16 protein-coding genes and 1 other annotated feature are annotated in these 26,245 nt (G+C 44.0%); of the genes, 13 read left to right on the forward strand and 3 right to left on the reverse strand.

Translation table 11 applies throughout. The features are described from left to right. Nucleotides 1-22: 22 nt before the first annotated feature. The gene (locus GT575_RS03205; protein WP_161171469.1) at nt 23-1,498 is read right to left on the reverse strand and encodes a PH domain-containing protein; all 1,476 of its coding nucleotides are present in this window, start codon (nt 1,496-1,498) and stop codon (nt 23-25) included. Between the two features lie 21 nt (nt 1,499-1,519). After that, a complete protein-coding gene (locus GT575_RS03210) occupies nt 1,520-1,915 on the reverse strand; it encodes a GntR family transcriptional regulator (protein ID WP_117875311.1) in 396 nt (131 codons plus the stop codon). A 489-nt stretch (nt 1,916-2,404) separates the two neighbouring features. On the opposite strand from GT575_RS03210, the gene GT575_RS03215 reads away from it, so the two are divergent. The 10 genes from GT575_RS03215 to GT575_RS03260 all read left to right on the forward strand — a co-directional run bounded on the left by GT575_RS03215 (nt 2,405) and on the right by GT575_RS03260 (nt 19,282). Next, the gene (locus tag GT575_RS03215; protein ID WP_022217422.1) at nt 2,405-2,779 is read left to right on the forward strand and encodes a hypothetical protein; all 375 of its coding nucleotides are present in this window, start codon (nt 2,405-2,407) and stop codon (nt 2,777-2,779) included. Between the two features lie 12 nt (nt 2,780-2,791). Beyond that, on the forward strand, nt 2,792-3,439 hold the full coding sequence (locus tag GT575_RS03220) for an alpha/beta hydrolase-fold protein (RefSeq protein ID WP_161171470.1): 648 nt from the start codon (nt 2,792-2,794) through the stop codon (nt 3,437-3,439). Nucleotides 3,440-3,646: 207 nt separating this feature from the next. Continuing rightward, a complete protein-coding gene (locus tag GT575_RS03225) occupies nt 3,647-5,320 on the forward strand; it encodes a hypothetical protein (protein WP_161171471.1) in 1,674 nt (557 codons plus the stop codon). A gap of 137 nt (nt 5,321-5,457) precedes the next feature. Continuing rightward, nucleotides 5,458-6,078, forward strand: coding sequence for a flavin reductase (locus GT575_RS03230; RefSeq protein ID WP_161171472.1), 621 nt, complete (start codon nt 5,458-5,460; stop codon nt 6,076-6,078). Between the two features lie 142 nt (nt 6,079-6,220). Next, nucleotides 6,221-7,114 (forward strand): Fic family protein, encoded by an 894-nt coding sequence (locus tag GT575_RS03235; RefSeq protein WP_117875315.1) that lies wholly within the window; start codon nt 6,221-6,223, stop codon nt 7,112-7,114. Nucleotides 7,115-7,130: 16 nt separating this feature from the next. Next, the gene (locus GT575_RS03240; protein WP_161171473.1) at nt 7,131-8,264 is read left to right on the forward strand and encodes an alpha/beta hydrolase; all 1,134 of its coding nucleotides are present in this window, start codon (nt 7,131-7,133) and stop codon (nt 8,262-8,264) included. A gap of 47 nt (nt 8,265-8,311) precedes the next feature. Then, nucleotides 8,312-8,553 (forward strand) — a binding site (T-box leader). Nucleotides 8,554-8,729: 176 nt separating this feature from the next. Next, complete coding sequence (locus GT575_RS03245; protein WP_161171474.1) at nt 8,730-9,944, forward strand: aminotransferase class I/II-fold pyridoxal phosphate-dependent enzyme; 1,215 nt, start codon at nt 8,730-8,732, stop codon at nt 9,942-9,944. Nucleotides 9,945-10,112: 168 nt separating this feature from the next. Next, a complete protein-coding gene (locus tag GT575_RS03250; RefSeq protein WP_161171475.1) occupies nt 10,113-12,875 on the forward strand; it encodes an FtsX-like permease family protein in 2,763 nt (920 codons plus the stop codon). Nucleotides 12,876-12,883: 8 nt separating this feature from the next. Next, entirely contained in the window at nt 12,884-13,552 is a 669-nt protein-coding gene (locus GT575_RS03255) for an ABC transporter ATP-binding protein (RefSeq protein WP_055222400.1), read from the forward strand. 1,080 nt (nt 13,553-14,632) lie between these two features. Next, complete coding sequence (locus tag GT575_RS03260) at nt 14,633-19,282, forward strand: glycosyl hydrolase (protein ID WP_161171476.1); 4,650 nt, start codon at nt 14,633-14,635, stop codon at nt 19,280-19,282. 95 nt (nt 19,283-19,377) lie between these two features. On the opposite strand, the gene GT575_RS03265 is transcribed toward GT575_RS03260, so the two are convergent. Then, on the reverse strand, nt 19,378-20,724 hold the full coding sequence (locus tag GT575_RS03265) for an MATE family efflux transporter (RefSeq protein ID WP_161171477.1): 1,347 nt from the start codon (nt 20,722-20,724) through the stop codon (nt 19,378-19,380). A gap of 201 nt (nt 20,725-20,925) precedes the next feature. On the opposite strand from GT575_RS03265, the gene GT575_RS03270 reads away from it, so the two are divergent. The 3 genes from GT575_RS03270 to GT575_RS14885 all read left to right on the forward strand — a co-directional run bounded on the left by GT575_RS03270 (nt 20,926) and on the right by GT575_RS14885 (nt 26,235). Next, complete coding sequence (locus tag GT575_RS03270) at nt 20,926-22,320, forward strand: L,D-transpeptidase family protein (protein ID WP_118649491.1); 1,395 nt, start codon at nt 20,926-20,928, stop codon at nt 22,318-22,320. A gap of 9 nt (nt 22,321-22,329) precedes the next feature. Beyond that, entirely contained in the window at nt 22,330-23,655 is a 1,326-nt protein-coding gene (gene hflX, locus GT575_RS03275; RefSeq protein ID WP_161171478.1) for a GTPase HflX, read from the forward strand. Between the two features lie 150 nt (nt 23,656-23,805). Continuing rightward, entirely contained in the window at nt 23,806-26,235 is a 2,430-nt protein-coding gene (locus GT575_RS14885; protein ID WP_192934928.1) for a hypothetical protein, read from the forward strand. Nucleotides 26,236-26,245: the final 10 nt, after the last annotated feature.

A 26,245-nucleotide genomic window follows, 5' to 3' on the forward strand; every position in this document is an offset into this window, starting at 1 on the left:
TTGTACCTGTTTTGGCGTTATCTCATGAATGTATGGATTCGAAGATAGAATAAGTATCATCAGAATCCTGGGTGTTCATAAATATCACTTCATCCCTTGTCTTTATCATGATGATGGGATAACTGTCTGCGTATACATACAGCTCACATTTGCCGTAGGTGCTGCTCTTGAAATGACCGATCAGGTATTCATCGGTGGCACCTCCGTTTGTGCGAACAAAATCGTCGTCTGGCAGTTCATTCAGAAGCTGAACCTCCTCGATGTCATCAAAATATATCTCCGATGAGTATATGGCAGCAGACACTGTGAGTTTGTTGGAGTCAAGATGAGTGTCAATATGCACGTTTATGAATGGCACAAGCACGCCTATCGTCCAGACAATGCAGGCGGTGATAAGGATATATGTAAGTCCTGTAAAAATCTTTGCGCTCCTGGTGGCATAGTTAAATGTATAATTTCCACTTTGCAATCTGTTCTGAACCAGCACATGCGGGTCGGAAGGATTGTAGTAATATCCGGTTTTCCAGTATTCGTCGTCATCCACGTAGAGAGGCTGGGTGTCGGCGGCCAAGAGTTCACGTTTTCTGCTTTGTGCCATGAGGAGAGGTGCAAACAATCCGATGGCAGCAAGAGTCTGGACAAATATATAGACATAGAGTGCGGAGCTGCACAGCGAGACATCTACAAGCGCACCCTTGAAATTTAGGATATCAGAAAGCGAAATTTGCCGGGACTTACTGGCTGATGATATGCAATGAATCAGGGTGTCAATAGTGATATATACCCATGCGACAGCATTTGTTGCCGAAAGAATCAGCATTGCTAGTCCCTTGTATATCTTCATGGTTCTGTTGACGGTCTGGTTGAGCTGGGTATCCGAGCTGTACACAGTTCGCTCGTGCCGGTTTACATATATGTGGAATATCATGGATGTAAGTGACATCAGGACGGAGCAGAGTCCCATTATTATCATTGTGGTTGATATGACCGCACTTTTCCCTATCACAAATGGCACTAGGCAAATGAGCTCTACAAGGATTATTATTCCATGATAATTGAAACTGATCTCACTTTTGCCGATCTGGGTTGACACATTTGTATCAATGTAACGTTTTCTTCTTTGATCAGGGACCACCCAATCATTTTTCATCTTTAGGGCATACATTTTCCTGTGCGCAGAGTTGTTTGCATATGTTATAAGGAAACAGAATGCGATCATCCAGACAGTGTATGCCAGTATGAATATAATGATCTCCCAGAATACGACAAAGCACAGGGCTGTTCCAAGGATGAGATTTATCCAGATAATCCGGTTCATCTTACGTCTGGCAGCAGCAACAATATTCAGGACGGTTTCGTCTTCAATGTGTTCCTTTGGAATGTGGACACCCAGGAGCATTCCTTCGGTATACGAATAATTACTTGTATATACGAACTTCATTATGAGCAGTATGAAGAAGTTCATAAACAGGAAGATGATAAATAATGCTATGCTCATAAGCGGCTCCTTTCTAGTAATTTAAGTGGATATTTGGATTGGAGAAGACTTCATTTTGGAATATACTTCATCGCATAACTTGAGAAAATCTTCCCGGTTCATCCCGGTTATGCTTGCCTCGGCGGACAGAAGTTCCAACTCTGACTCCAGCTTGTCACGGAACTCGGCGTCCATATTGATATTTTCTGATACAAATGCGCCAAGCCTTCTGTCAGTTCTGATATATCCCTCATTTTTTAGTATCTGGTATGTCTTATTCACAGTCATTGTGTTCACGCCGGCATCCGCCGCAAGCTGTCTTACAGTGGGAAGCTTTTCGCCTGGCTGTATCTCGCCTTTGCCGATTCCCTTTACTATCTGATTGCGCAGCTGTACGTATATGGGTGTGTCACTACTCATGTCAAGCTCTATGATCATGTGGTGGCCCTCCTTCTTGTATTGTCTGTATTATAACATATAATACAGATTCCGCGATAAGTCAACTATGAGAAATCGCCGTATAAATAAAAATCATCCGTGAGCAAGTTGATTACCCACAGATGATCCTTATATCTTGTTAAATTTTATTTTTGTGTAGCTGATTTTTGCAGTTCCAATAAACGTTCATTTGAAATGGTATGAAAATACGAGTTCAATACTTTTGAATAGTTTATAGTTATTTAATTGTATTTCTAAAATCAGCGTGTTATATTTCGTTTATCATGTTATGTGTAATTCCGAAATTGATCTTTGCAGTACTTCACTGCGATTATCACAAAATAATTCAAATTAATATGGAGACGGTAGAGGTGTGTTGCCGCTCAGGTTTTGCTATAGTATAATTATAAAAAATATGGCTATAAATTCATGCAACTATCCTCTATTGGTTTCTTTACTTTTCATAGAAACAAGAGGAGGAAGGTTTGTATGGGAGAAAAGGATATAACAGAAAAGATACTGGCAGATTATAATGATGTATTTGCAGATATAGTAAATGTATTGTTGTTCGGTGGAAAAACAATTGTTGACGAGGTGTTAAAGCTCATGAGCGTATTGACGCAGGACGAAAGATTTGAACAGGCGCAGGCTAACGGAAATAAAGGAGGTTTAAAAAATATGTGTGAAGTACTTGATAGGGCGGAAGCCAGAGGAGAAGAAAGAGGAATATCTATAGGCGAGGCGCGAGGAGAATTAAAGGGTGCAGTGAGGGCATATTTGGATGTGAAGGTTCCTATAGAAGAGATAGCGAAGAAACTGAACATATCAGTGGAGGAAGTCCAGAAGATAGCCGACACACTATAGGAGATGAAAAACATGCAGGTACACACACTTATATCTTCGGAAAATGGTCCGATCATCCTCTGGGTCATGTACCCACACAGGGGAGATGAACTGGAGCACACAGCGGATTCTATCAGAGAACTGGTGGGAGAAGAACAGTTTACACTTGTTGCGATACAGATAGATGACTGGAACAGGGATCTCTCACCGTGGAGATCAGATGAGGTCGATGGATCATTTGCCGGAGAGGCGGGACGGACACTGGATTATATAGAACAGCAGGTCGTCCCACAGTTGGATATTCAAAGTCAGGCGAACAGACCTCTTTATATCATGGGATACTCGCTTGCCGGGCTTTTTGCACTTTGGGCAATGTATCAGATTGATATATTTGCCGGGTGTGCCACATGTTCAGGTTCAATGTGGTATCCGGGATTTGTGGAATATGTAAACAGCCAGCCAACACTTGCGAATAAACGTATATACATCAGCCTAGGCGGCAAAGAATCGCGGACATCCGACAGGCTGATGTCAACTGTTGCGGATCGGACAAAGGAGATTTGCGACCTGCTGAAGAAGGACAACGATGTGATATATGAGATAAATTCAGGCGGACATTTTGCCGATTCCGGGAAGAGGCTGGCGAAGGCTGTGAAGTGGATAGGGAAGGCAAAAGGATAACAAAAAGCACAGGAGAGCACATATATACAATCGTTCACTGGCAGAACGATACGAGGCATAACATATACCGGATAGATATATATTTTTATCGGAATAGATGATAATATATGGGGCAGACATATGGAGTAGATAGATTAATGGCAGACACGATCCGGTAAGTATATGCAGTGAAAAATCAGACCGTGGTAAGCCGGAAAGAAGGGCAACATGGGTAAACAGACAAAGAAAAAGAAAAGCACAGGAGCGGCAAAGGAGATATTTGCAAAAGCCCCGGGAAGGCTCGGCAAATGGAATGCGATAGCATTTGCAGTGCTTGTTGTGGGAGAGCTCATATATTATTATGCGGCAACGCCGGCGATTAACATACAGAGTACAAGTTTCTGGGTATGGCTTATCATTTCAGCAGCATTGGTTGGTTTTTGTACACTTGATTTTACAGTGGAGAGCAATGCTGACAGGAGTGTCGCAACGAAAGCAACGAAACCGGCAGCATGGATAGTAGTAATAATGATAGCGGTCGGACTCATTATGGTGGCGGCGTCATCCAAGCTGTTTTGTGCATCAAAGTATGCAAGTCTCATCAATATAGAGGATGGGGACTTCCAGACGGATATCCCGGAGAGCAGGCAGATAAATGACATTGCACTGATGGATACAAGCACAGCGAGAATCATAGGTGAGAGAGCCGTCGGTTCACTCTCGGATGTGGTCAGTCAGTACGAGGTCAGCGGCAAATACAGCACTATAGATTACAATGGCGCGCCGATGAAGGTCGCAGCACTCAACTATGCGGGATTCATCAAATATATGAACAACAGGAAGAACGGAATCCCGGGTTATGTTCTTGTGGATCCTGTAAAGAATGAGGCACACTATATACAGACCGAAAAGCCTATAGTGTATTCACCTTCAGCGTATTTCAACAAGAACCTGTACAGACATGTCCAGATGGCTTATCCGACATATATATTTGAAGGTTTCTATCTGGAGCTCAATGACGATGGCAATCCATATTACATCTGTCCGGTTCTTGAGTCGCATGCAGGACTCTTCGGTGCAAAGGATGTAAAGGGCGTGGTTATATGCGATCCGTGTACGGGCGATACAGAGTACCATGAAGTCAGTGATGTTCCACACTGGGTGGACCGTGTATATGATGGCGACCTGGTGTGCCAGAAATACGACTGGTACGGCGAGCTCTCAGGCGGCTACTGGAACAGCGTATTTGGCAATAAGGGCTGCAAGAGGACTACGGATGATTATGGTTACAAGGTTATGGACGGCGATGTGTGGGTATATACAGGTGTCACATCGGTAAATGGTGACGAGTCCAACATAGGATTTGCCCTGATGAATCTCCGGACAGGAGAGAGCAAATATTACAAAGTAGCAGGTGCAGAGGAATACTCAGCCATGTCATCGGCAGAGGGACAGGTACAGCATCTTGGTTATAAGGCATCCTTCCCATCACTCATCAATATCAGCGGAATACCAACCTACATCATGGTCTTAAAGGACAACGGTGGTCTGGTAAAGATGTATGCGCTTGTCGATGTGGAGAAGTACAATATTGTAGCTACAGGCACTACCCAGAAGGACGCACTTGCGGCATACAACAAGCTGCTGGCAGAGAACGGACTTAAGAGTACGCAGAGCATGACGGACGATATACCAAACAGACAGATCACGGTAGCTGATATCAAATATATCAACATGGATGAGACGACATATGTGTATATCACGGATGAAAATGGCAATGTATACAAGCAGGATTTCTCAGAGAACGAGGAACTGATATTTATACAGAGCGGGGATAAAATAAAAGTATTTTATCAGGAATCAGACAACGGAATAAATGACATAATATCTGTTGAGAGATAGATTTATTCACTAAATAAAGGCTCTCCCTGTGATAAACAGGGGGAGCTTTTTGCATGATAATGTGGTATTATAGAAATATCTTATTGAGAATAAATCTATATAACTGATTAATTATGATTGACAAGGAGGTTATTATCATGGATAAAAAGGCGATCTACAGTTTATCATACGGGATTTTCATGTTGTCCACAAAGCTGGGCGACAAGGCAAATGGCTGCATCATCAACACCTGTATACAGGTGGCGAACAATCCAACGCGGGTTGCGATATCGGTTCTCAACACGAATTACACATGTGATCTGCTCAAGGAGAGTGGTGTGTTTGCCCTTAGTGTACTTGACGAGCAGTGTACATTTGACTCGATAAAGCACTTCGGTTTCCAGTCGGGAAGAGATGTGGACAAATTCGAAGGAATAAAGATGCCGGAGGATATCAACGGAATCCCATACATGGGCTGGTATGCCTGCGCGGTCATCAGTGGCAGGGTGGTTGAGCGTCATGACCTTGGAACACACACGTTGTTCATCGCGGAGGTGGTAGACGCAAAGACATTGTCAGACAAGGCGCCTCTCACATATGCTGATTATCAGGCACATGTAAAGCCAAAGGCAGACAAACCTCCTAAGACAGATAAGAAGATAGTGGGATGGCGCTGCAAGATATGTAACTATGTATATGAGGGAAGTGAGCTTCTGGCAGATTATGTATGTCCTCTGTGTGGACACGGAGCAGACGACTTTGAACCTATATATGAGTAATGTAAGATATGCCGCTATCGGCAAGAAATGAACGGTTTCAAATCTTGAAAAAGTTGATTTTTTGCCGGTAACGGCATATACTATCTATATACAAAACACTGTGCAGATGATAAAAGCCTATTGCGTAAAAGGAGGGATTTTCATGGGTTATATTTCAGTTGCAGAGACTGCAAAAAAATGGAATGTGTCAGAACGAACCGTTAGAAATTACTGCGCTCATGATAAGATTCCTGGGGCTTTTCTGACGGGAAAGACGTGGAATATACCGGATTCTGCGCAGAAACCAATGCGTCAATCTGCGGGAGAAGAGAACCGGGATCTGCTGACTGTGCTGAGAGAAGAGAAAAAAAATGGAATTAAAGGTGGCATTTATCATAAGATACAGGTGGATCTCACTTACAATTCCAATCATATAGAGGGCAGCAGGCTCAGTCATGATCAGACACGGTATATATATGAGACAAATACTATAGGCGTGAGTGATCAGGCGATAAATGTTGACGATATAGTCGAGACGACCAATCATTTCAGGTGTATAGATCTGGTGATCGATGATGCAAAGAACTTATTAAGTGAGAAAATGATAAAGGAATTGCATTTGATTCTCAAGAATGGAACTCAGGACTCACGAAAAGAATGGTTTGCGGTGGGAGATTACAAGAAAGTTCCGAATGAGGTGGGCGGTCATGATACGGCTTTGCCGGAAGAAGTTCCAGAGAAAATGAAAAATCTCCTTGCAAGATACCGCAAGCTCAATGAAAAGACACTAGATGATATTCTGGATTTTCACCATGAATTTGAAAGTATTCATCCGTTTCAAGATGGCAATGGCAGGGTTGGCAGGCTGATATTGTTCAAGGAGTGTCTGAAATATGATATAATTCCATTTATCATAGATGAAGATCTCAAATGGTATTATTATAGAGGACTTTCAGAATGGAATAGAGAAAGAGGATATCTGCGGGATACCTGCCTTACTGCGCAGGATAAGTTTAAAAAGTACCTGGACTATTTCAGGATACAGCACAGAGATTAAAATAATGGAGGAAATTATGGACAGAGAAAGAATGATGAAGAACGTAGCAGAGATATTCAGCCGCGGTGCGGTGGAGAAGAATCTTCCGGCATGGGTAAATATGCGCCACGCCTGGAAAGCAAGTGATGCGGCGAGAGACAGAGGGCTTGAATATCCGGCAAATGTTGTACAGATAAAGAATCTGGATTACAAAAAGGAGCTTGATGAGGTCCGTTTCAATGAGCTGATTGAAACATGGGACAAAGGTGTAGAGAGGAACATTATATTCTTTGCCGATTCCGGGGATGCCGCAGACGTGGATTCTGCAAGCTATACATCCAACAGCTACATGGATATCTGCGTTCCAATATCGTATATGACAGATGAAAACAGAAAATATCCGGTGATAGTGAGCGTGCATGGCGGAGGCTGGTTCTATGGTGACAAGGAACTGTACAGCCACTATTGCTGCCTTCTTGCGGAGCACGGGTACGTGGTGGTGAACTTTAACTATAGATTGTCACCGCAGAACAAATATCCTGCGGCCATAGAGGATGTGGCGTATCTCATTCGGTATATCCATGAGAATGCGCAGACACTTGGAATAGACATGGACAATCTCTACATGGTCGGTGATTCGGCGGGGGCACAGCTCACGGCAAATTATTGCATCATAGCATCAAACAGCGATTACAGGGCAAAGCTTGATTTCTTCACATATGATCTACTGCCTAAGAAGGTATGCCTTAACTGTGGTGCATACAAGATGGCAGAAAGAAATGACAATATATCCGCATGGTATCTGAGAAATGATGTGGATGATGACCAGAATAGTGACGGAAAAACAAGTTCGCACGACAAAGCTGAAAAATGTGAAAGTAAGAAAATAAGCCAGGCATATGCAGTGACTGAGGAACAGTACAAGCTGTTTATGGATCAGCTTGATTATGTAAATGCTGAGTTCCCGGAGGCGTATCTCATGTACAGTGTAAATGATGATCTGTCATCACATACAAAAGTGTTGGATGAGGTGCTGAACAAAGTTGGAATTGCACATATCACAAAAGCGTATGGACAGAACAATCCTGACAGTGGTCATGTATTCCATATGAATATGTACAATCCAGAGGGAATACTCTGTAACGAGGATGAGTGTGCATTTATGAAATAAAAAAACTGTTTGACAACACGACATCAGAATGCTATCCTAAAAATCAGAAAAAGGCAAAGACAGGAAGGAGTACTTAAGTCACTGTCACTTCAGAGAGTAGGCGTTTGGTGCGAGCCTATAGGACACCTTAAGGAAGCAGTCCCCGAGCTGTGACCGCGAAAGATTTCCGGGTAGTGGTCAACGGAAGGTTCCACGTTATAGGAACAACGATAGTGATGGCTGTCGGCTGAGAGCAGGAATAAGTTCCTGAATTTAGGTGGTAACACGGACAAGAAAGTTCGCCCTAAGCATATTATAAGTATGCTTAGGGCTTTTTGCGTTTTCAGGGTGACAAGCTGCTGCGATGCACGAGCTTGCTCGGGAGCATCGGCAGATGCGGAGTAATCTCGAAGAAAACGCAGGTTAAAACCAACAATCAGCAAACACAGACAACAAGGGATCAAGAGATATAAAGGAGTGTGTATCATGAGAAAATTCGAAAAATCATCAAAGCTTGACAATGTGTGTTACGACATAAGAGGTCCTGTTATGGACGAGGCAAACAGAATGGTGGCTGAAGGGGTAAATGTCCTCAAGCTGAACATAGGAAATCCTGCACCGCACGGACTTATGGCGCCTGATGAGGTGGTCAGGGATATGGCATATAATCTCAGAGATACTGAGGGATATTCAGATTCAAAGGGACTTTTTTCTGCAAGAAAGGCAATCATGCAGTACTGCCAGCTGAAGAATATTCCAAATGTAGGAATCGATGACATATACACAGGAAATGGAGTCAGCGAGCTTATTACCATGTCCATGCAGGGGCTGCTGGATTCTGGTGATGAGATACTTGTCCCAATGCCAGACTATCCATTGTGGACAGCATCTGTCAACCTGGCAGGAGGAACAGCGGTTCATTATCTCTGCGATGAGCAGTCCAACTGGTATCCGGATATAGAAGATATCAAGAAGAAGATAACCTCAAGAACAAAAGGAATCGTAGTCATCAACCCTAACAACCCTACAGGAGCTCTCTATCCAAAGGAGGTTCTTGAGCAGATAGTTCAGGTTGCAAGGGAGAATGAGCTTATCCTTTTTGCTGATGAGATATATGACAGACTTGTCATGGACGATAAGGAGCATGTAGCTCTTGCATCTCTGGCACCAGATCTTTTCACCATAAGCTTTAACGGACTGAGCAAGTCCCACCGAGTTGCAGGTTACAGAGTTGGCTGGATGTGTCTGTGTGGAAACAAGAGCAATGTGAAGGGATACATAGAGGGACTTAACCTCCTGTCATCCATGAGACTTTGCTCAAATGTTCCTGCCCAAAGTATAGTTCAGACCTGTCTTGGCGGATATCAGAGCGCAGATGAGCTGCTCCTGCCTGGAGGCAGGATCTATGATCAGAGAGAGTATATTTATAAAGCACTCTGTGATATACCGGGAATAAGTGTGGTTAAGCCGGAGGCAGCGTTCTACATATTCCCTAAACTTGACAAGGATAAGTTCAACATCACAAATGATGAACAGTTCGCTCTTGATCTTCTGAGAGATAAGCACATCCTCGTCACATGCGGAACGGGATTTAACTGGAAGGATCCGGATCACTTCAGGATAGTATATCTTCCAAATATGGAGATACTCAAGGAGGCAACCGCAAAGCTGGCTGATTTCCTGAGTTATTATCACCAGTAAAATATCAGGCACTAATATAAAATGTCAAATAACAGGAGTCTCATATGTAGGGCTCCTGTTATTTTTTTGAAGAAGATTTAAGATTCCCATATATTGCGGAATATATGTATATAAGTTTATTATAAAAGCAGGGACAACATGGGGGATAATTTAAGATAGGGGGGACATATGAAAACAAACTTATTTCTGATAACAAAATACTGGAGATATCATAAAAAGCAGTTTGCGAGCATGCTTACCTCGATAGTGATATTAACGGCTTTCCTGTTGATTGCACTTTTGATGGAGAGAACAGAATGTAGACGGCAGTATGATGACAAGCTGCGGGGAAGTAGTAAGACATTTTACCTGTATAGCAATCTTGGCAGTGATGCATATGAGGAGATGTCACAAGACAAAAGGGTCAGCATGATCGGGCGTACGGCTATATGTGGAAAGCTGGGAAATGACAAAACACAGTATACATATGGTACATATATTGACGATACGGCAGAGGAGCTTGAGTATGTAAAGCTTTCGTCGGGAAGATTCCCTGAAAAAACCGGGGAGGCAGCAGTGTACGATTATGTGTTGGAGGATATGTTTTTTACTGTTGATCCTGACTCGTATGTTGGAAAGGAAGTAACATTTGACAGTTACGATTTGGATGATACATATCTGTTGAGAACAGGTAGACATGTGGGACAGATTACGTTTACTATCACAGGTGTATTGTGTACAGACAGCAGAAGAGATCTTAAGGAGAACAGAGTAGACTGGGGATCTGACCTTTCGGAAGTACAGATGCCAACGATATATCTGTGGCGGGATGACTGTGATTTGGATGAGAATACATTCGTATATACTGCTGTCTCACTGTATGGTGATGACGAGATAACAGAGCAGTCGGAGAGCGCTATGGAAGAGTTTGCGCAGGATTATTATGACAAAACTGGAATATGGCCAAGATCCGGCCGCAGCAGATCGGCTGCAGAAGATATCTGCAACATTACCCTTGGAAACGAGAAGCTTAACAGCGAAAGTTATCTGTCGGACTCTGTCCAGGGAATACTATATTTCAGTGTTATTGCTGTGATCTTGTCGGCTATATCCCTGTTTGGCGTGATGATAACTGTTATGAGCGAGAGGCAGAAATCCCTGGATATCGTGAGAGATATAGGAGCCAGCCGGATGAAAGTGGCTTGGATACATATATTGGAATGGGGAATCCTGCTGGTTTCAGGAGTGATATGCGGCGGAGTCGTTGGAATCACTGTATATGAGGTCATACTCGAGATTCAAAGTCGTTTTCTGAGGCTGCCTAAATTGCGCGGTTATACAGTGGAGTGGTGTGTACAGCAGATTACAGAAAATCCATTTGTAATCTCTGTTGTGTGTGCAACAGGTACATTTACTCTTGGATATTTACTTTTTTATATATACCTTCATATAAAATCAAGAAGACTTATAAGAAGAGATCGTGTGAGATCATTCGGGAGAATCAAATCGGTGGTTTCCGGTATTCCATTTGCAAATATAATGCAGATGTTGTCTGTTGCCCTGATCCTGTTTGCGGCGGTGATGTGCTACGCATTCTGCTCTATGGACGGCAAGGGAAAAGGATATTTTCACAATGATGATCTGGACAGAGACACATATTATACATATGGACAATTGGATATGGAAACCAGTGATGTAGATATATGCCTTTATGATCAGGGGTCGGGGATTACTGGTGGAGTATTGCTTACAGATACAGGACTTACTGAGGATGGGCGCAAGAGCATTGCGGATATGAACGAAGTAAAGTCAATAGAGAGTTTCTCCACAAACGATGGCTTTGATATATTTTATGATAGAAATGACGAGGATATTCCGGATGGATTGTGGCAGGCGGAGGTCCAGTTTCCGGAAGATACAGAAGAATTCTATCATGCAGACGATAGATTTTATTTCAACGTTCCAGCGATATGGCTGGATGATAACGGAATGAGAAAGCTGGATAAATATGTAAAAGAGGGGGCAATAGGTACCCATGAAAATGGTGTGGCGTGTGTTGAATATGAATATGACGGAATGACTGCGGAGTCGCCATATAAGATAGGCGATGTAATGCATACAATGACTGTGAACGGAAAAGGTGAATACAAGGAGACTGTTGAAATCGTGGATGCGATAATCGTGATTCCAGAGACCACAAAGGAGAGCGATCCGGTATTGTACGCAGGTCTTGGCAGAGCTTCACAGTATGGATATGCAATAGTGGCCTCACAGGACACAGCAGTCAGTATTGGGATGTTTAAGACATGTTATGACGTTACATATATATCTCTAAGCAACAGGGGAGATATTGATAAAGTTGTATCCAGGTTTGCTGATATATTGGACTCTTCAATGGAACTCAGGATACGGACGATAGATGAGTGTGATAAGGAGTATCGTGAGGCATATATATCACAGTATGCGAGTACCATATGCCTGTTCTTTATTCTTCTTATCATGGCGGCATGGGGATATTGGGGACTTGTCACCATGCGTTACCAGAATGGCAGGCGGAACGTGGCGATCATGCGGGCACTTGGAATGGAGAAGCGCTCATGGAACATGACGTTTGTATGGCATAACATAAGAAATGCCCTGGTATCATGTGCTGTCGGATCCGGTATGGTGTATGGTATGAGATGGCTTTTGCGCTACAAGTACGAACAGGCGCTAAACATGTTCAACTGGCCGGAGACAGATTTATGGAATGTAGATGCAGATGTTATAAAAGAGGTAACGAGACTCCAGCATGTATTTTTATTTGACAGCGAGATATTTGTTGTCCCTGTGGGAAGAGCATTGATATTGATAGGAACATTCCTTGTTGTGATTTCGACGATTATTACGGTGCTGGTCATTCATAGGAAGAAATCGGAAGAGATAATTGATGATCTGGCTGAAAAAGAGTAAGGGGGACGATGCATATGATTCAGATAAAGGATTTAAATAAGACGTATGGTGAAGGAACAAATACTGTTCATGCACTTCGCAACTGTAACGTGGAATTTGAGTATGGAAAATTTACAGCGATTATAGGAACATCAGGCAGCGGAAAGTCAACATTGCTGCATCTGATGGGCGGACTGGACACAAAAGCAGAAGGAGAGATATTCTATGATGATGAAGATATACTCAGATATTCAGATGCACAGCTTGCAAAATTCCGCAGAAAAAATATAGGTTTCGTATTCCAGTTCTTCAATCTGGTGCCAGAGCTGACTGCAAAGGAAAATATATTCCTGCCAATGATGATAGATAAGGTTAAGGTAGATGAGGAGTACTTTGATAAGCTTACTGAAAAACTTGGAATTTCAGAGAGACTGACACATTATCCGTCACAGTTGTCCGGTGGACAGCAGCAGAGGGTTGCGATAGCCAGAGCGCTCATACACAAACCAAAAGTATTGCTTTGTGATGAACCTACCGGAAATCTGGACTCTCAATCAGGAAAAGAGGTCCTGAGACTGCTTAGAGAACTGCAGAGTGAAGATGGACAGACTATAATTATGGTTACTCACGATGGAAATATAGCAGATCAGGCCGATCGTATCGTAAGGATAGAAGATGGACAGATAAAATGTGTATAATATTCGCACAATTATATACATAAAAGACAATTTGATGATAAAACGCAACAACAATGACAATAAAATTAATAAATTGTCAAAAAATATGTTGACGATTTAGCCCTTATCATGTATAATAAAGTTACATTAAAGAACGGCCATTTGAAAAGATACAGATGGCACACCATAGATTGTCACCCGTGACACATAACATGTACGAAGTGTTCACAGAGATTGATAGAATCTCACAGACAAGGCTTTACACATGGTGCGCAGGAAACAGAGATCCGTGGTACAAGTTCACGAAAGGAGGAGGTTCCGTTGGAGACAATTGAAGAACATTTTTATCATGATGGTAACTCAGAACTGGGAAGTTGTTTCCACACGAGATGCCTTTAAGATAAATCTTGAATCAGTCCACATGTAGATGCTGTATATAGCATGATTGAAGTGCCAGGACGCAGGTATTTGATACCAGATTTGATCCATCGTGATTGTTCAAAACACAAGATATGAGTGGTGTTTCAAGGGCATCAGGTCATATCACATACCGCAAGACCAGTGCTTATAAGAGGTTGGTACATATACAAGTTCATGCAGTGCATGTTATGAGTAGATGCAATTCGTACCCTGATAGTTTATATTCCGGTAAGTTTAATCTCTAGGCACAACGAATTTTTTCATAGATATTTATAATATAGTGGAAGAATCAATGGCATGTGTGGAAGCATTCAGATATTTTGATTAGATACTTCAATATTTGAAAAATGAATAAACTAATATAAAGCCAGTTGGTATTATGCCAGCTGGCTTTTTTATGTATTAATTACAACGTGTGTTAAACCACTGATTGCCCGCTCTGCGAGCTATAACAATCCGTGCGGCAACAAGAAACTAATATTAATTGCAAATAACTTAAATTATTGACTAATATGGCGTGCAAAAGCAATAAAAAACAACTTAAATATTCGGTAATTAATGACATGTTCAACAATTAAAAAATGAGTTAATATAAGTATATGTATAAATATTAATCACGAATTAGGCTGTTCGTGGTGAGTAAAGTGGAGGAATATCACAAAAAAGAAAGGGTAAGGAAATATGGTGAGATTTAGAACAAGACTTGTTGCTGTGACATGTGCAGTTGCAATGGTTGGCTCATTCTGGGGAAGTGCAGGGGCAATAGTCTCAGCTGATGCAGCAGAGCCGTCTGCGGAAATGGCGTGGAGCATCACTACAGACAAACTGGTATTTGACACTGGCGCAGATGCCAAGTGGACAGATAAAATTTATGCCAGCAATGATGAAGGTACATACCCAGAGTTAGGCAGGATCGATGATGTGTCTGTGGGTAAAAAGGCTGTGCTCACGGCAAATGTAACACTTAATGGAGATTTTTCAGGATTGGATGGTGCGGAGGCTGCTGACGGAACGTATAATGCGATCCAGCTTTCCTGTGCAATCAAGACTGGCGATGGATGGACATACACCAAATCTGATGATTATCCATTCCTTAAAGCGGAAAATTTTACAGATGGCAAGACACAGGTATCATTTGCATTTGATGTGGAGGATACAGGAGCTGCGAACGAGATAATATTCCAGTACAATTCAAACTCTGCATATACTGGAACAATATCAATATCTGATGTGGAGATTCAGAGTGATGATTCAGGAGAGGAGCCTGGTGGTGGAGAAGAGCCAGGTGGCGGATCATCAGCAACAGGAAATGTGACAGGTGTGGCAGCACCTTCGATCACAGACAATACAGTATGGAGCAGTTCAGATGCAGTTCTCACATTTGACGCTGCTTCAGATACGACATGGAAGGATAAGGCGTACGCCAGCAATGACAGCGATACATATGCTGATATGGCGAGAATAGAGGGTGCAACTGTAGGTGAAAAGGCGAAACTCACAGCTACGGTTTCACTTGATGGCGATATATCAGGCCTTGACGGTGCTGAGGCGTCAGACGGATCATATAATGCGATCCAGCTTGCTTGCGCTATCAAGGCAGGCGACAGCTGGACATATGTCAAGTCAGATGACTATCCATTCTTAAAGAGTGAGAACTTTACAGATGGCAAGTGCAGCGTAGAGTTCAACTTTAACGGAGTGGATGCAGGCGATGTTCAGGAGATCGTATTCCAGTACAATGCAAACTCAGCATTTACAGGAAAGGTTCTCATCGGCGGCGTTGCAGTTGACAAGGTAGAGAGTGGCAAGAAGCCGACTACAACTGAGACAGAGGCTGGAAACTTCGCAGATGCAAGCCTTGTATTTGACACAGCGAGCGATGCAAAGTGGACAGACAAGGCATTTGCCAGCAATGATACAGAAAGCTATACAGATCTTCCTACAGTAGACAATGTCAAAGTTGGAGCAAAGGCAAAGCTCACAGCTACGGTTTCACTTGATGGCGATATATCAGGCCTTGACGGTGCTGAGGCATCAGACGGATCATACAATGCGATCCAGCTTGCATGTGCCATGAAGACAGGCGACAGCTGGGATTACGCCAAGTCAGGCGACTATCCGTTCATCAAGGCTGAGAACTTTGTAGATGGCAAGTGCGATATATCATTTGCATTTGATGTATCAGAGGTGGGAAATGTACAGGAGATCGTATTCCAGTACAATTCAAACTCAGCATATGCCGGCAAGATCACAATAAGCAACGTTAAGGTACTTGATGTTAAGGAGAGCAGCGGCGGACTTGAGCAGAGAGATCCTGCTGTGATCTCAGATCTCTCATCGGCTGAGGATTATGACAAGTGGAGCACAGAGGCCGGATATGCATACAAGCACGGCGATGCAGCCAACAAGGCCGGTAATGCCACACCTGACATATCATATGACAGTGCAAATGAGAGACTTAAGGTTTCTGTTGACTACTCAGCAGATTCAACTTCCTCATGGAGTGAGGCAAAGGTTAAGTGTGTTCCTACAGAGGCTATGGATGTGAGCCAGTACAACCAGCTCAGTGTGGATATAATCTACCCGGCAAAGCTCAAGGGAAGTAAGATCAAGTTTTTTGCAGATGGAATAATAAATAAAGATACAACCATCGACGATGATGCAGAGGATATCGGAGATGGATTAAAGAAGGTTACAGTTACTATGGGATTTACTCCTACAGATAAACTACTCAGAGATGTGACAATAGGAATCATAGGAAGCAGCACAAGCTTTAAGGGAAATGTATATCTTGATAATCTTGTTCTGTCACAGGCAGATACAACAAAGGATTTTGTTGAGATAACAGAGACTCCAGGTGCTGGTTCACCAGCGGATCTTTCACAGATGCCATCATCAGTTAGAGTGAGCGATGCGAATGCAGCAGACAGTGCAAAGGCGCTCGCGGCATACCTGAATACGCTCATGAACAGTGATCAGGTTCTGTTCGGACATCAGAATGATGTGAGCAGAAGCGTAAATCCACAGGCGACACTCGGTGATGTATATGATGTGACCGGACAGGTCAGCGGTGTGTTCGGAATCGATTCACTGGCAGTTACAGGCTCAGAGGCAGGCGGTTCAGATGCGGCTTCCGCACTGGCAAACTCAGTGGCATACAGCAAGACGGCAGCGGCAAATGGTGCGATCGTGTCATTGTCAATGCATATGCCAAACTTCTCCAGCTCCAAGATAGTGAAGAATTCGGATGGAACATACAGCTTCTACGGATGTGATTTCTCAGAGTCCAAGGATCTGTCAAATGACATAGTTAAGCAGATTCTCCCAGGTGGAGAATATAATAAGGTATTTACAGCTTACCTTGATGTGATCGCAGACTACGCATCACAGCTTCAGGCTGCCGGAATACCTATCATGATCAGACCATTCCACGAGAACACAGGAAGCTGGTTCTGGTGGGGATCAATGAACACAGCAGAGACATACAAGTCTCTCTACAGATATACCAAGGATTACATGGAGCAGAGCGGTGTACACAACCTTCTCTGGGTATACTCACCGAACGGACCTGTCACATCAGAGGCAGCTTACATGTCATACTATCCAGGCGATGAGTATGTAGATATCCTTGCATTTGACTACTACAACGATTACAATTCATACCCTGCAGCAGCAGACAACTCTTTCTTTGACAGTCTTGATACAACATGTAATATCGTGTCATCAATAGCTGCAAAGAGAGGCAAGATACCAGCCATCGCTGAGTGCGGTGTCAGAGTCATGAAGAAGGACGGTTCAGACAACGAGGGACTTCTCGTAAAGGGTAATCCGGTTGGAACAGAGGCTTCAGGAAAGAACTGGTATCAGGAAGTCAACGACATTGCGAAGAAGAACAACATGCCATACTACCTTGTATGGGCAAACTTCGGAGACAGCAACTTCTATGTACCATACAAGTATGATGCTACACATGGACAGGAGCTTATCAATGACTTCATAAAGTATTATAACGACGACTCATCAATATTTGGTGGAGACACAGGATTCTACAACAACATGGGAACCCTTGCAGGAGTATCTGCAAATACATACACGGGCCAGATGGGTTACATGGTATATCCATTTGACAGAGATACCATCCTCAAGGCGACAACACTCAAGGCTGGTGTTAAGAATGCATCAAAGGTTCAGTTCATTATCAACAATCCTGATACAGGTGTTAAGCTTACACTCAACGCTGAGGCTGGAGCCGAGATTGCCGCTGCAGGATCAGAGCCAACACTTTACACGGCTGATCTTACAGAGAAGAATCTCAGCAAGCTTGGAAAGACAGATACAGCAACCATCACACTCTTGGCAGATGGCGAGCAGCTCGCACAGCTGTCACACATAAGCCTTGGAAAGGCCAAGGATAAGGCTCCTGCAAATGTCATCGAGGACTTCGAGTACTATTCAGGAAGCGACGGACTTCTGGATTCCACATACACATCTAACTCAGCCGCAGGATGCAGCTCAAGCTTTGTTCTTAACAAGACACATAAGAACGGTGGCACATACGGCGGTGCGTTCAAGTATAAGCTTGAGACAAATGGATCAGAGGTGTGGACAGGAAGGATTAAGTCAGAGCTTACAAACAATGATTTCTCAAAGTATAATGCGCTTGAGATGTGGGTACAGCCGGACGGTATGGGACAGAAACTTGTGATCCAGATCACAGATGGAAGCGGCGAGGAATTTGAGGTATACCTCACAGATTTCGTAAAGGGAACAAAGGCACAGTATGTTACTATTCCATTCAGCTCATTCAAGGGTAAGAAGGGTGGTACACTCGATGCATCGGATATAGTCAAATTTGCTGTATGGTGCAACTCGATCGTGCCGGAGGATCACACTGGCAAGTGGATAGTTGACTCAACTATCTACTTTGATGGAATCCAGGCAGTGAAGCTCACAGATGATATGCTCAAGAAGAATCCAGTGGACAAGAATGGACTTATCATAACAGACAAGTCACTGGTTAAGAAGGATGCGGCAGATTCTGGCAAGGATGATTCAAATACAGAGGATCCAGGCAAGAACGATGCCACAACTGAGAATCCAACCACAGAGGATCAGACTACCGAGGCTCCAACAACTGAGAAGCCTGGCAATGACGACAAGACAACTGAGGCTACCACAGCAGCAACAACGGATGGAAGCACAGGTGGAAATGGACAGAACGTGGTAAATACAGGAGATAAGTCACCTGTAGACGTAATGTTTGCGATAATGATAGCATCACTTATCATGGCTGGTGCAGGCTATATCGTTATCAAAAAGGATAAGAAGTAATACTCATTTTAGCCATACAAAGAGCCCCACTGTCGGCGGTGATGAAGACCACCGTCAGTGGGGCTTTATTTGTTGGTTTATATTTGTATGCAATATCAGTTTGCAGCACGTCTCTTCTCAACAAGCTTCTCCACAGGGGTTGTGAGATACATTATGGAGAGCATCAGTGTACAGCAGAACCAGATGATAGGCTCTGTGATGGTAACTCCGAGATATCCAAGTCTTGGAGTGAGTATCATAACCGCAAGTACCTTTCCAACCAATTCTATAGTGGATGACATAACTGGAACGATCTTCCTGCCCATTCCCTGCATTGCACATCTCAGAACGAACAGAGGACCAAGTACATAGAAGCACGTCACGCCGATCCTTACATATCTCACGGCCGGATCTATGATGGCACTGGCAGATGTACCTGCAACCAGCTTTATAAGTGCCGGGCTGAGCAGCCAGCCGAATATTATCATGACAGTGGTTATGATCGTGTTTATGATGATCGCAGCCCTCACACCCTGATGTACCCGGTCGTATCTGCCTGCGCCCATATTCTGGCTTACATATGTCGTCACGGCATTTCCTACTATATATAACATGAACATGAGGATATCAAATATCTTTCTTGCCGCTGTGTGGGCGGTTACTATATCAGTTCCGAGTCCATTGATGGCTCTCTGGAGTATGACCGTTCCGATGTTCACTATACAGCTCATAAATCCCATGGCAAGTGCGGACTGTATGAGGTCTGACCGGTCACTCTTCTCTACGGAGTATTCATCCTTCTCCGGAATCAGATGCTTGGCCTTCACAAGTATATAGATCAGGGCAAGTATGCCCGCCAGCGCCTGTGATATATCGGTGGCGATGGCTGCACCTCGTACTCCCATGTCAAATGCCCTTATAAACATAAGATCCAGAACAATATTGAGGACAACTGATATACCGAGGAATATAAGAGGCGTCTTGCTGTCTCCGACTGCACGCAGTATGTTGGCGCACAGATTATATAATGAACAGAATATGATTCCAACGATTATGATTATAACGTAGCTTGCTGCCATATCCAATATGTCGTCTGGTGTTTTGAGAAGTACCAGGATAGGCCTTATAAATATTAGACTCAGAACGGTCAGGACAATGGATGCCAGCAGTGTCATGATGGCCGATGCACCGATACATCTTCTCATATTGTGATAGTCCTTTGCACCATAGTATTTGGCTATAGGGATGGCAAGCCCCATGGTTCCGCTGTTGAGGAAGCCTATTATCATATTCGAAATGACTGAGGTTGCGCCAACCGCGGCGAGTGCCTGTGAGCTTACGTAGTTGCCCACGATGGCTGAGTCTGTAAAACTGTATAACTGCTGTGCGATCTGTCCCAGTATCATAGGAACAGCAAATAACCATATGACTTTCATTGGCTTTCCGACTGTTAGATCTTTCATATATAATAAACCTCCTTAATTTTTGCGCCTGATATTCGATTGTACAACAGTTCGCGATAAAGTCAATGTGGTTTTTGCTTAATTTTAAAGAAAAATGTTTTATTTTGTTATATAAAATGTTATGTTAAAGTGTAACGATTAAAAATGGCTTGATTGTGCATACTAACATTTGACATATATTTATAGAAAGAAATGGAAAATATGGAAAAGAATAACAGACAAAAAAATAAGCGTAACAAGAAGAGACATGCGGAGCTCGAGAGAATTGCGTTATACGCAGTGGGAGTCATTCTGCTTGGACTGGTCATAGGCCTTGCTGTGAAAAACTATAGACTTAAGAGCAAACTGGATAATCATAATGAAAAGGACTCGGTTGCCACAGGAACATCGGCGGACAGTGATAATACGAATGGCGATGCCTCAGCAGCAACAACAGAAAAGGTTGCGGAACTCAAGGTTCAGGGAACTGTGGAATGTACGGACATAGCGGTTCCGGCGACTGAGCAGGAAGAGAATTATAATGGCGAGGATCTGGCGGACAATGGCTGTCCATACGCCATCAAGATAAACAGACAGGAAAATATAGTTACTATATACAAGCTGGACGCTGCTGGATATTACACTGTTCCGGTAAAGGCAATGCGCTGTTCGGTATCACCGGTGGGAGAGACTCCTGTCGGACTGTTCAACATACAGCTCAAGTGGGACTGGCTTGCACTGTTTGACAACTGTTATGGCCAGTATGTGTCACAGATAGATGGCGACACCCTGTTCCATTCCGTGCCTTATCTGGACACCACAAAGGATTCGCTTGAGACATGGGAATTCAACAAGCTTGGAACCGGGGCATCACTGGGATGCGTCAGACTGTGCGTTGCAGATACCAAATGGATATATGAGAACTGCGAGTCTGGAACATATGTTGATATATTTGACAGTGACTATTATGGCCCGCTGGGAAGACCTGTGCCGGTGACCAGACTGGATAACACTGATGAGACCGGATGGGATCCGACAGACATGGTTGAGGAGAATCCGACCGCAGGAACAGCCGTGATATACGGTGCGGAGAGCCACAGCATAAACCAGGGCGAGAACTATGACACAATGGCGGGAATATGGGCCTTCAATTCACAGCGTGAGGATGTAACGGATCAGTTGAAGGTTGAGGGAACCGTGGACAATATGAAGCTGGGAAAATATACAGTAAAGTACAGCTTTACAGATCAGGGCAGTGAGATATGTAAGAGTATCGAGATAACAGTGGAGGATGATGAAGCTCCTGTTATAACAAGGGTTCCTGTGGAGATAAAGCTGGAGAGTTACAATGGACAGGCTGATGAGCTTGCAGATCTTGTTGCATCTTATGTGAACGCACAGGATGGTGATACACTGATAAGGACAGGAGTGGCCACAGATGGCAATGGCAAGACTCTGGATGGACAAGCACTCACAAGTCTTGGACAGGACGTTATATGTGTGGCTGTTAACAAAATGGAGTCCAAGGCGGGCAGCTATACAGTTGTGTGCTGTGCGCAGGACAGCAGCGGCAACAGATCATCCTATCACACAGTCACAGTCACCGTTGAAAAGTAGAGGTGGATCATGGCAGACAGGAAAAGTACAATTTATGATCTCGAAGCAGAGAAGATAAAAGAAAAGATAATCATATTTGCCGCCGATACAGGTGGATATACACAGAAAGAGGTCTCCTTGGAGATTCAGGCATCCCTGGACGAGCTCACGGAGCTCATAGACACAGCCGGAGCCGAGGTCGTGGGACGGCTGGTGCAGAACAGGGACCGCATTGCAAATGACTTGTATCTGGGAAGAGGAAAGGTTGAGGAGCTCAGGGAGATGATATATGAGCTGGGCGCCACAGGAGTGTGCTGTGATGATGAGCTGTCACCGGCACAGTTGATGAACCTTCAGGACGCACTGGACATAAAGGTTATGGACAGGACAATGGTCATTCTCGATATATTTGCAGCACATGCTGGAAGCTACGAGGGCAAGCTGCAGGTGGAACTTGCACAGCTTAAGTTCAGAGCCACCAGACTCGTTGGTATGAGAGATTCATTGTCGAGACTTGGCGGTGGAATCGGAACGAGAGGACCGGGAGAGAAGAAGCTGGAGATAGACAGACGAGTCATAAGGGACAGGATCTCCAGACTGAAGGCGGAGCTCAGGAACGTTGAATCCCAGAGAAGCCAGCAGAGAAAGCAGAGACAGAGGAGCGCTGTGCCGGTTGTTGGCATAGTCGGATACACAAATGCGGGCAAGTCGACCCTGCTGAATGCACTCACGGGGGCAGGAGTATTACAGGAAGACAAATTATTTGCGACCCTTGATCCTACGACAAGAGGATACAAGCTGCCGGGCGGACAGAACATACTGCTCACCGATACGGTCGGTTTTATAAGGAAGCTGCCGCATCATCTGGTCGAGGCCTTTGGCTCCACTTTGGAGGAGGCAAAATACTGTGATGTCATCCTTCATGTTGTGGACGCATCGGATGAAAACTGGGATAAGAACATAGAGACGGTGTACGGCACATTAAAGCAGCTCAAGATAGATGAGAATTCGGGAAAACCTGTGATAACTGTATTCAACAAGATAGACAGAATATCGAAGGATGACCTGGTGGGTGTGCGCGATCTGAGAGCGGACAAGACTCTGTATATCTCGGCTGCCACGGGACAGGGACTCTCGGAGCTTGCCAGTGCGATAGAGGAAATACTTAGAAATCAGAAGTCATATATAAGGCATACATTTGCATATTCTGAAGCAGGGCTCACAGGACTTATACACAAATACGGTGAGATCCAGACAGAGGAATATCTGGACGATGGCATATTTATAGAAGCTTATGTTCCAAAGTCAATACTTGGAAAACTTGGACTCAGTTTCGACGATGAAGCTGATTTTTAGTGCCAGCAATGTGGCGTATCAGGCGTTAACGTGCCATTTCACATTGCTTACATAATATGAAGAGATAATAAAAAATGTTTACATTTTATAAGTATTTGTGTAAATTTACAGAGGAAGGATAATGGTTATTCACACAGAAAGGGAGATATTATGAGTGATAATAACATGAATCAGATGCCGGACGGAATGAATCCTAACGGCGCCGATGGTCCACAGCCATCACAGAATCAGCAGGGCGATGCGGGTCAGCAGTATAGCGCAGACCAGCAGTATGCAGGACAGTACGGCCAGCAGCAGTACGGAGCAAACCAGCAGTACGCAGGACAGTACGGCCAGCAGCAGTATGGAGCAAACCAGCAGTACGCAGGACAGTACGGCCAGCAGCAGTATGGAGCAAACCAGCAGTACGCAGGACAGTATGGCCAGCAGCAGTACGATGCAAATCAGCAGTTTGCAGATCAGTACGGTCAGCAGATGAATGCACAGCAGAGTGTATATGATCAGACCGTGAACATGTATGGTGATCAGGCGCACAAGCCTGAGTCTCCAAAGAAGAGAAAGGGTATCAAGATAGCCATAATAGCAGTTGTGGCAGCGCTTGTTATCATAGCAGCATTTGTTGTTGTATTCTTCGTGTTCATCAAGAAGAGTCCTAAGGATGCGGTTAAGGACGCGATGGAGAACACAGCAAAGGAACTTGAGAACAATAATATTGTGGGTATCGTCGGAGCAGATGACATAGATGTCGACAAGCTGGACGTTCAGTCAGATTTTACCATCGACAAGGTTGCCGGAGATGGTCAGCTCGACGGTTCAACATTTACATTTGACGCAAGCACAGCCAAGAGCAACGGACAGAACAGCTTCAAGCTTGATTCTTCCATGACACTGGCAGGCGAGACAGTCAGTGCGGATGTTGTAATGATCGGTCAGACGCTCTATATGTCATGTCCTGATCTCTTTACCAAGACATTTTCATTTGACATGAACAGTGTTATGGCAGAGCTCGACAGCAAGGATGCGGGAGCCGGCGGTTCAGTTGACAGCGAGGCTCTTCAGAAGATCATAGATGAGGATCTCAAGCCGGCTGCAGATAAGCTTGCAGAGTCCATAACATATGAGAAGGTCGGCAAGGATGAGTTTACAAATGCAAATGGCAAGACTATCAAGGCAGACCACTACACAGTGACAATCACAACAGACGCTATAGATGAGTTCTCACAGGCACTGGTTGACTGTCTGAACAAGTACATGGACAGCAATCTGTCAGATGATATGATGGATCAGATGGGTGTTACAAAGGATCAGCTCAAGCAGTCCATCGGCACTATTCCATCTCTGGTCAGCGCAGTAATGACAAAGGATGCCGTTGCAAATGTATACGTAGAAAACGACAAGGTGATCCGTGTTGACTGGGATTATGATCTTGCAGCAGCAGGCGTTAAGATTTCATTCACAGCAGATTACATGGGTGACGGAAATGTCACATCAGATGCTGTAACAAAGATAGCACTTACATACGGTTCAGATGTAAATATAGAGCTCAAGAGTGAGTCAAAGACTGACACATCAGGAGATAAGATATCAACTGACAAGAAGTACACATTATCAGCAATGAGCGGCGGAGAGAGCCAGGAGTTCACAGGAAATGTGACATCAGACTATGACAAGAACAGCGGTAAGATGAGTGGAAGCATATCTGTTGATGTACAGGGTGAGACTGCTCAGGCTGCATTTGAGGGTGTCCTTGCAGATGTCAAGAAGGGCGAGTCATTCAGCATAAATGATGCAAAGCTCACAGTTACAGTATCAGGCGAGGATGTTCTTCAGTGCTCAGGAAATCTCAAGGTAGCAGAGAAGGACAACAAGATAGAGGCTCCTGCAGCAGGAGATGTGGTTGATTACTCAGTTCTCAACAGTGATGATGTAGATCAGTACATCAACATGGATAAGATGGAAAAGATCGTATCAGCATGGAGCGAGATATTTGACTCAGTAAGTGTTGACAGCAGACTTGACGGAAAGTTCGGCACCGACTCAAAGGATACTGAGGAGGAAGAGCCTGAGACAACAGAGGCAGCTACAACAGAGGAAGCAACCACAGAGAAGTCAAATGACAGCACAGAGGAGGAAGACCTTTCAAAGGTTACATTAAGCCTTGGCGATAAGTCAGTAAAGATCAATGATCCAAAGGGATACGAGAGAAGCTATGCTTCAGAGTATACCATATCTTATAATGATGAGAAGGGCGATGTATATGCAAGCTATTCTACATATACACACTATTCAGCAAGTGATCTTGTGAAGAACATGAAGGATACTTACACAGAGTATTACAACGATGAGAACTCCAAGGTCAACGAGATGACAGATGGCACAGTGAAGGCAAAGGATGGCACAGAGGTAACATATCTTGTGATACAGCTCACATCATATGATATGGACAGAACAGAGGTGCTGTTGGTATATCCTACAGGCGAGGATGTAGTTACATGTTCTATCAGCTACTGGGATAAGGTCGACAAGGTTGACGCGCAGAAGCTGTGTGAGACATTCATGGATGCAATTGAGATAAAGTAATAGCTGTACA

The sequence above is a fragment of the Coprococcus sp. BIOML-A2 genome, assembly GCF_009875795.1.
Lineage (GTDB): Bacteria > Bacillota > Clostridia > Lachnospirales > Lachnospiraceae > Coprococcus > Coprococcus aceti.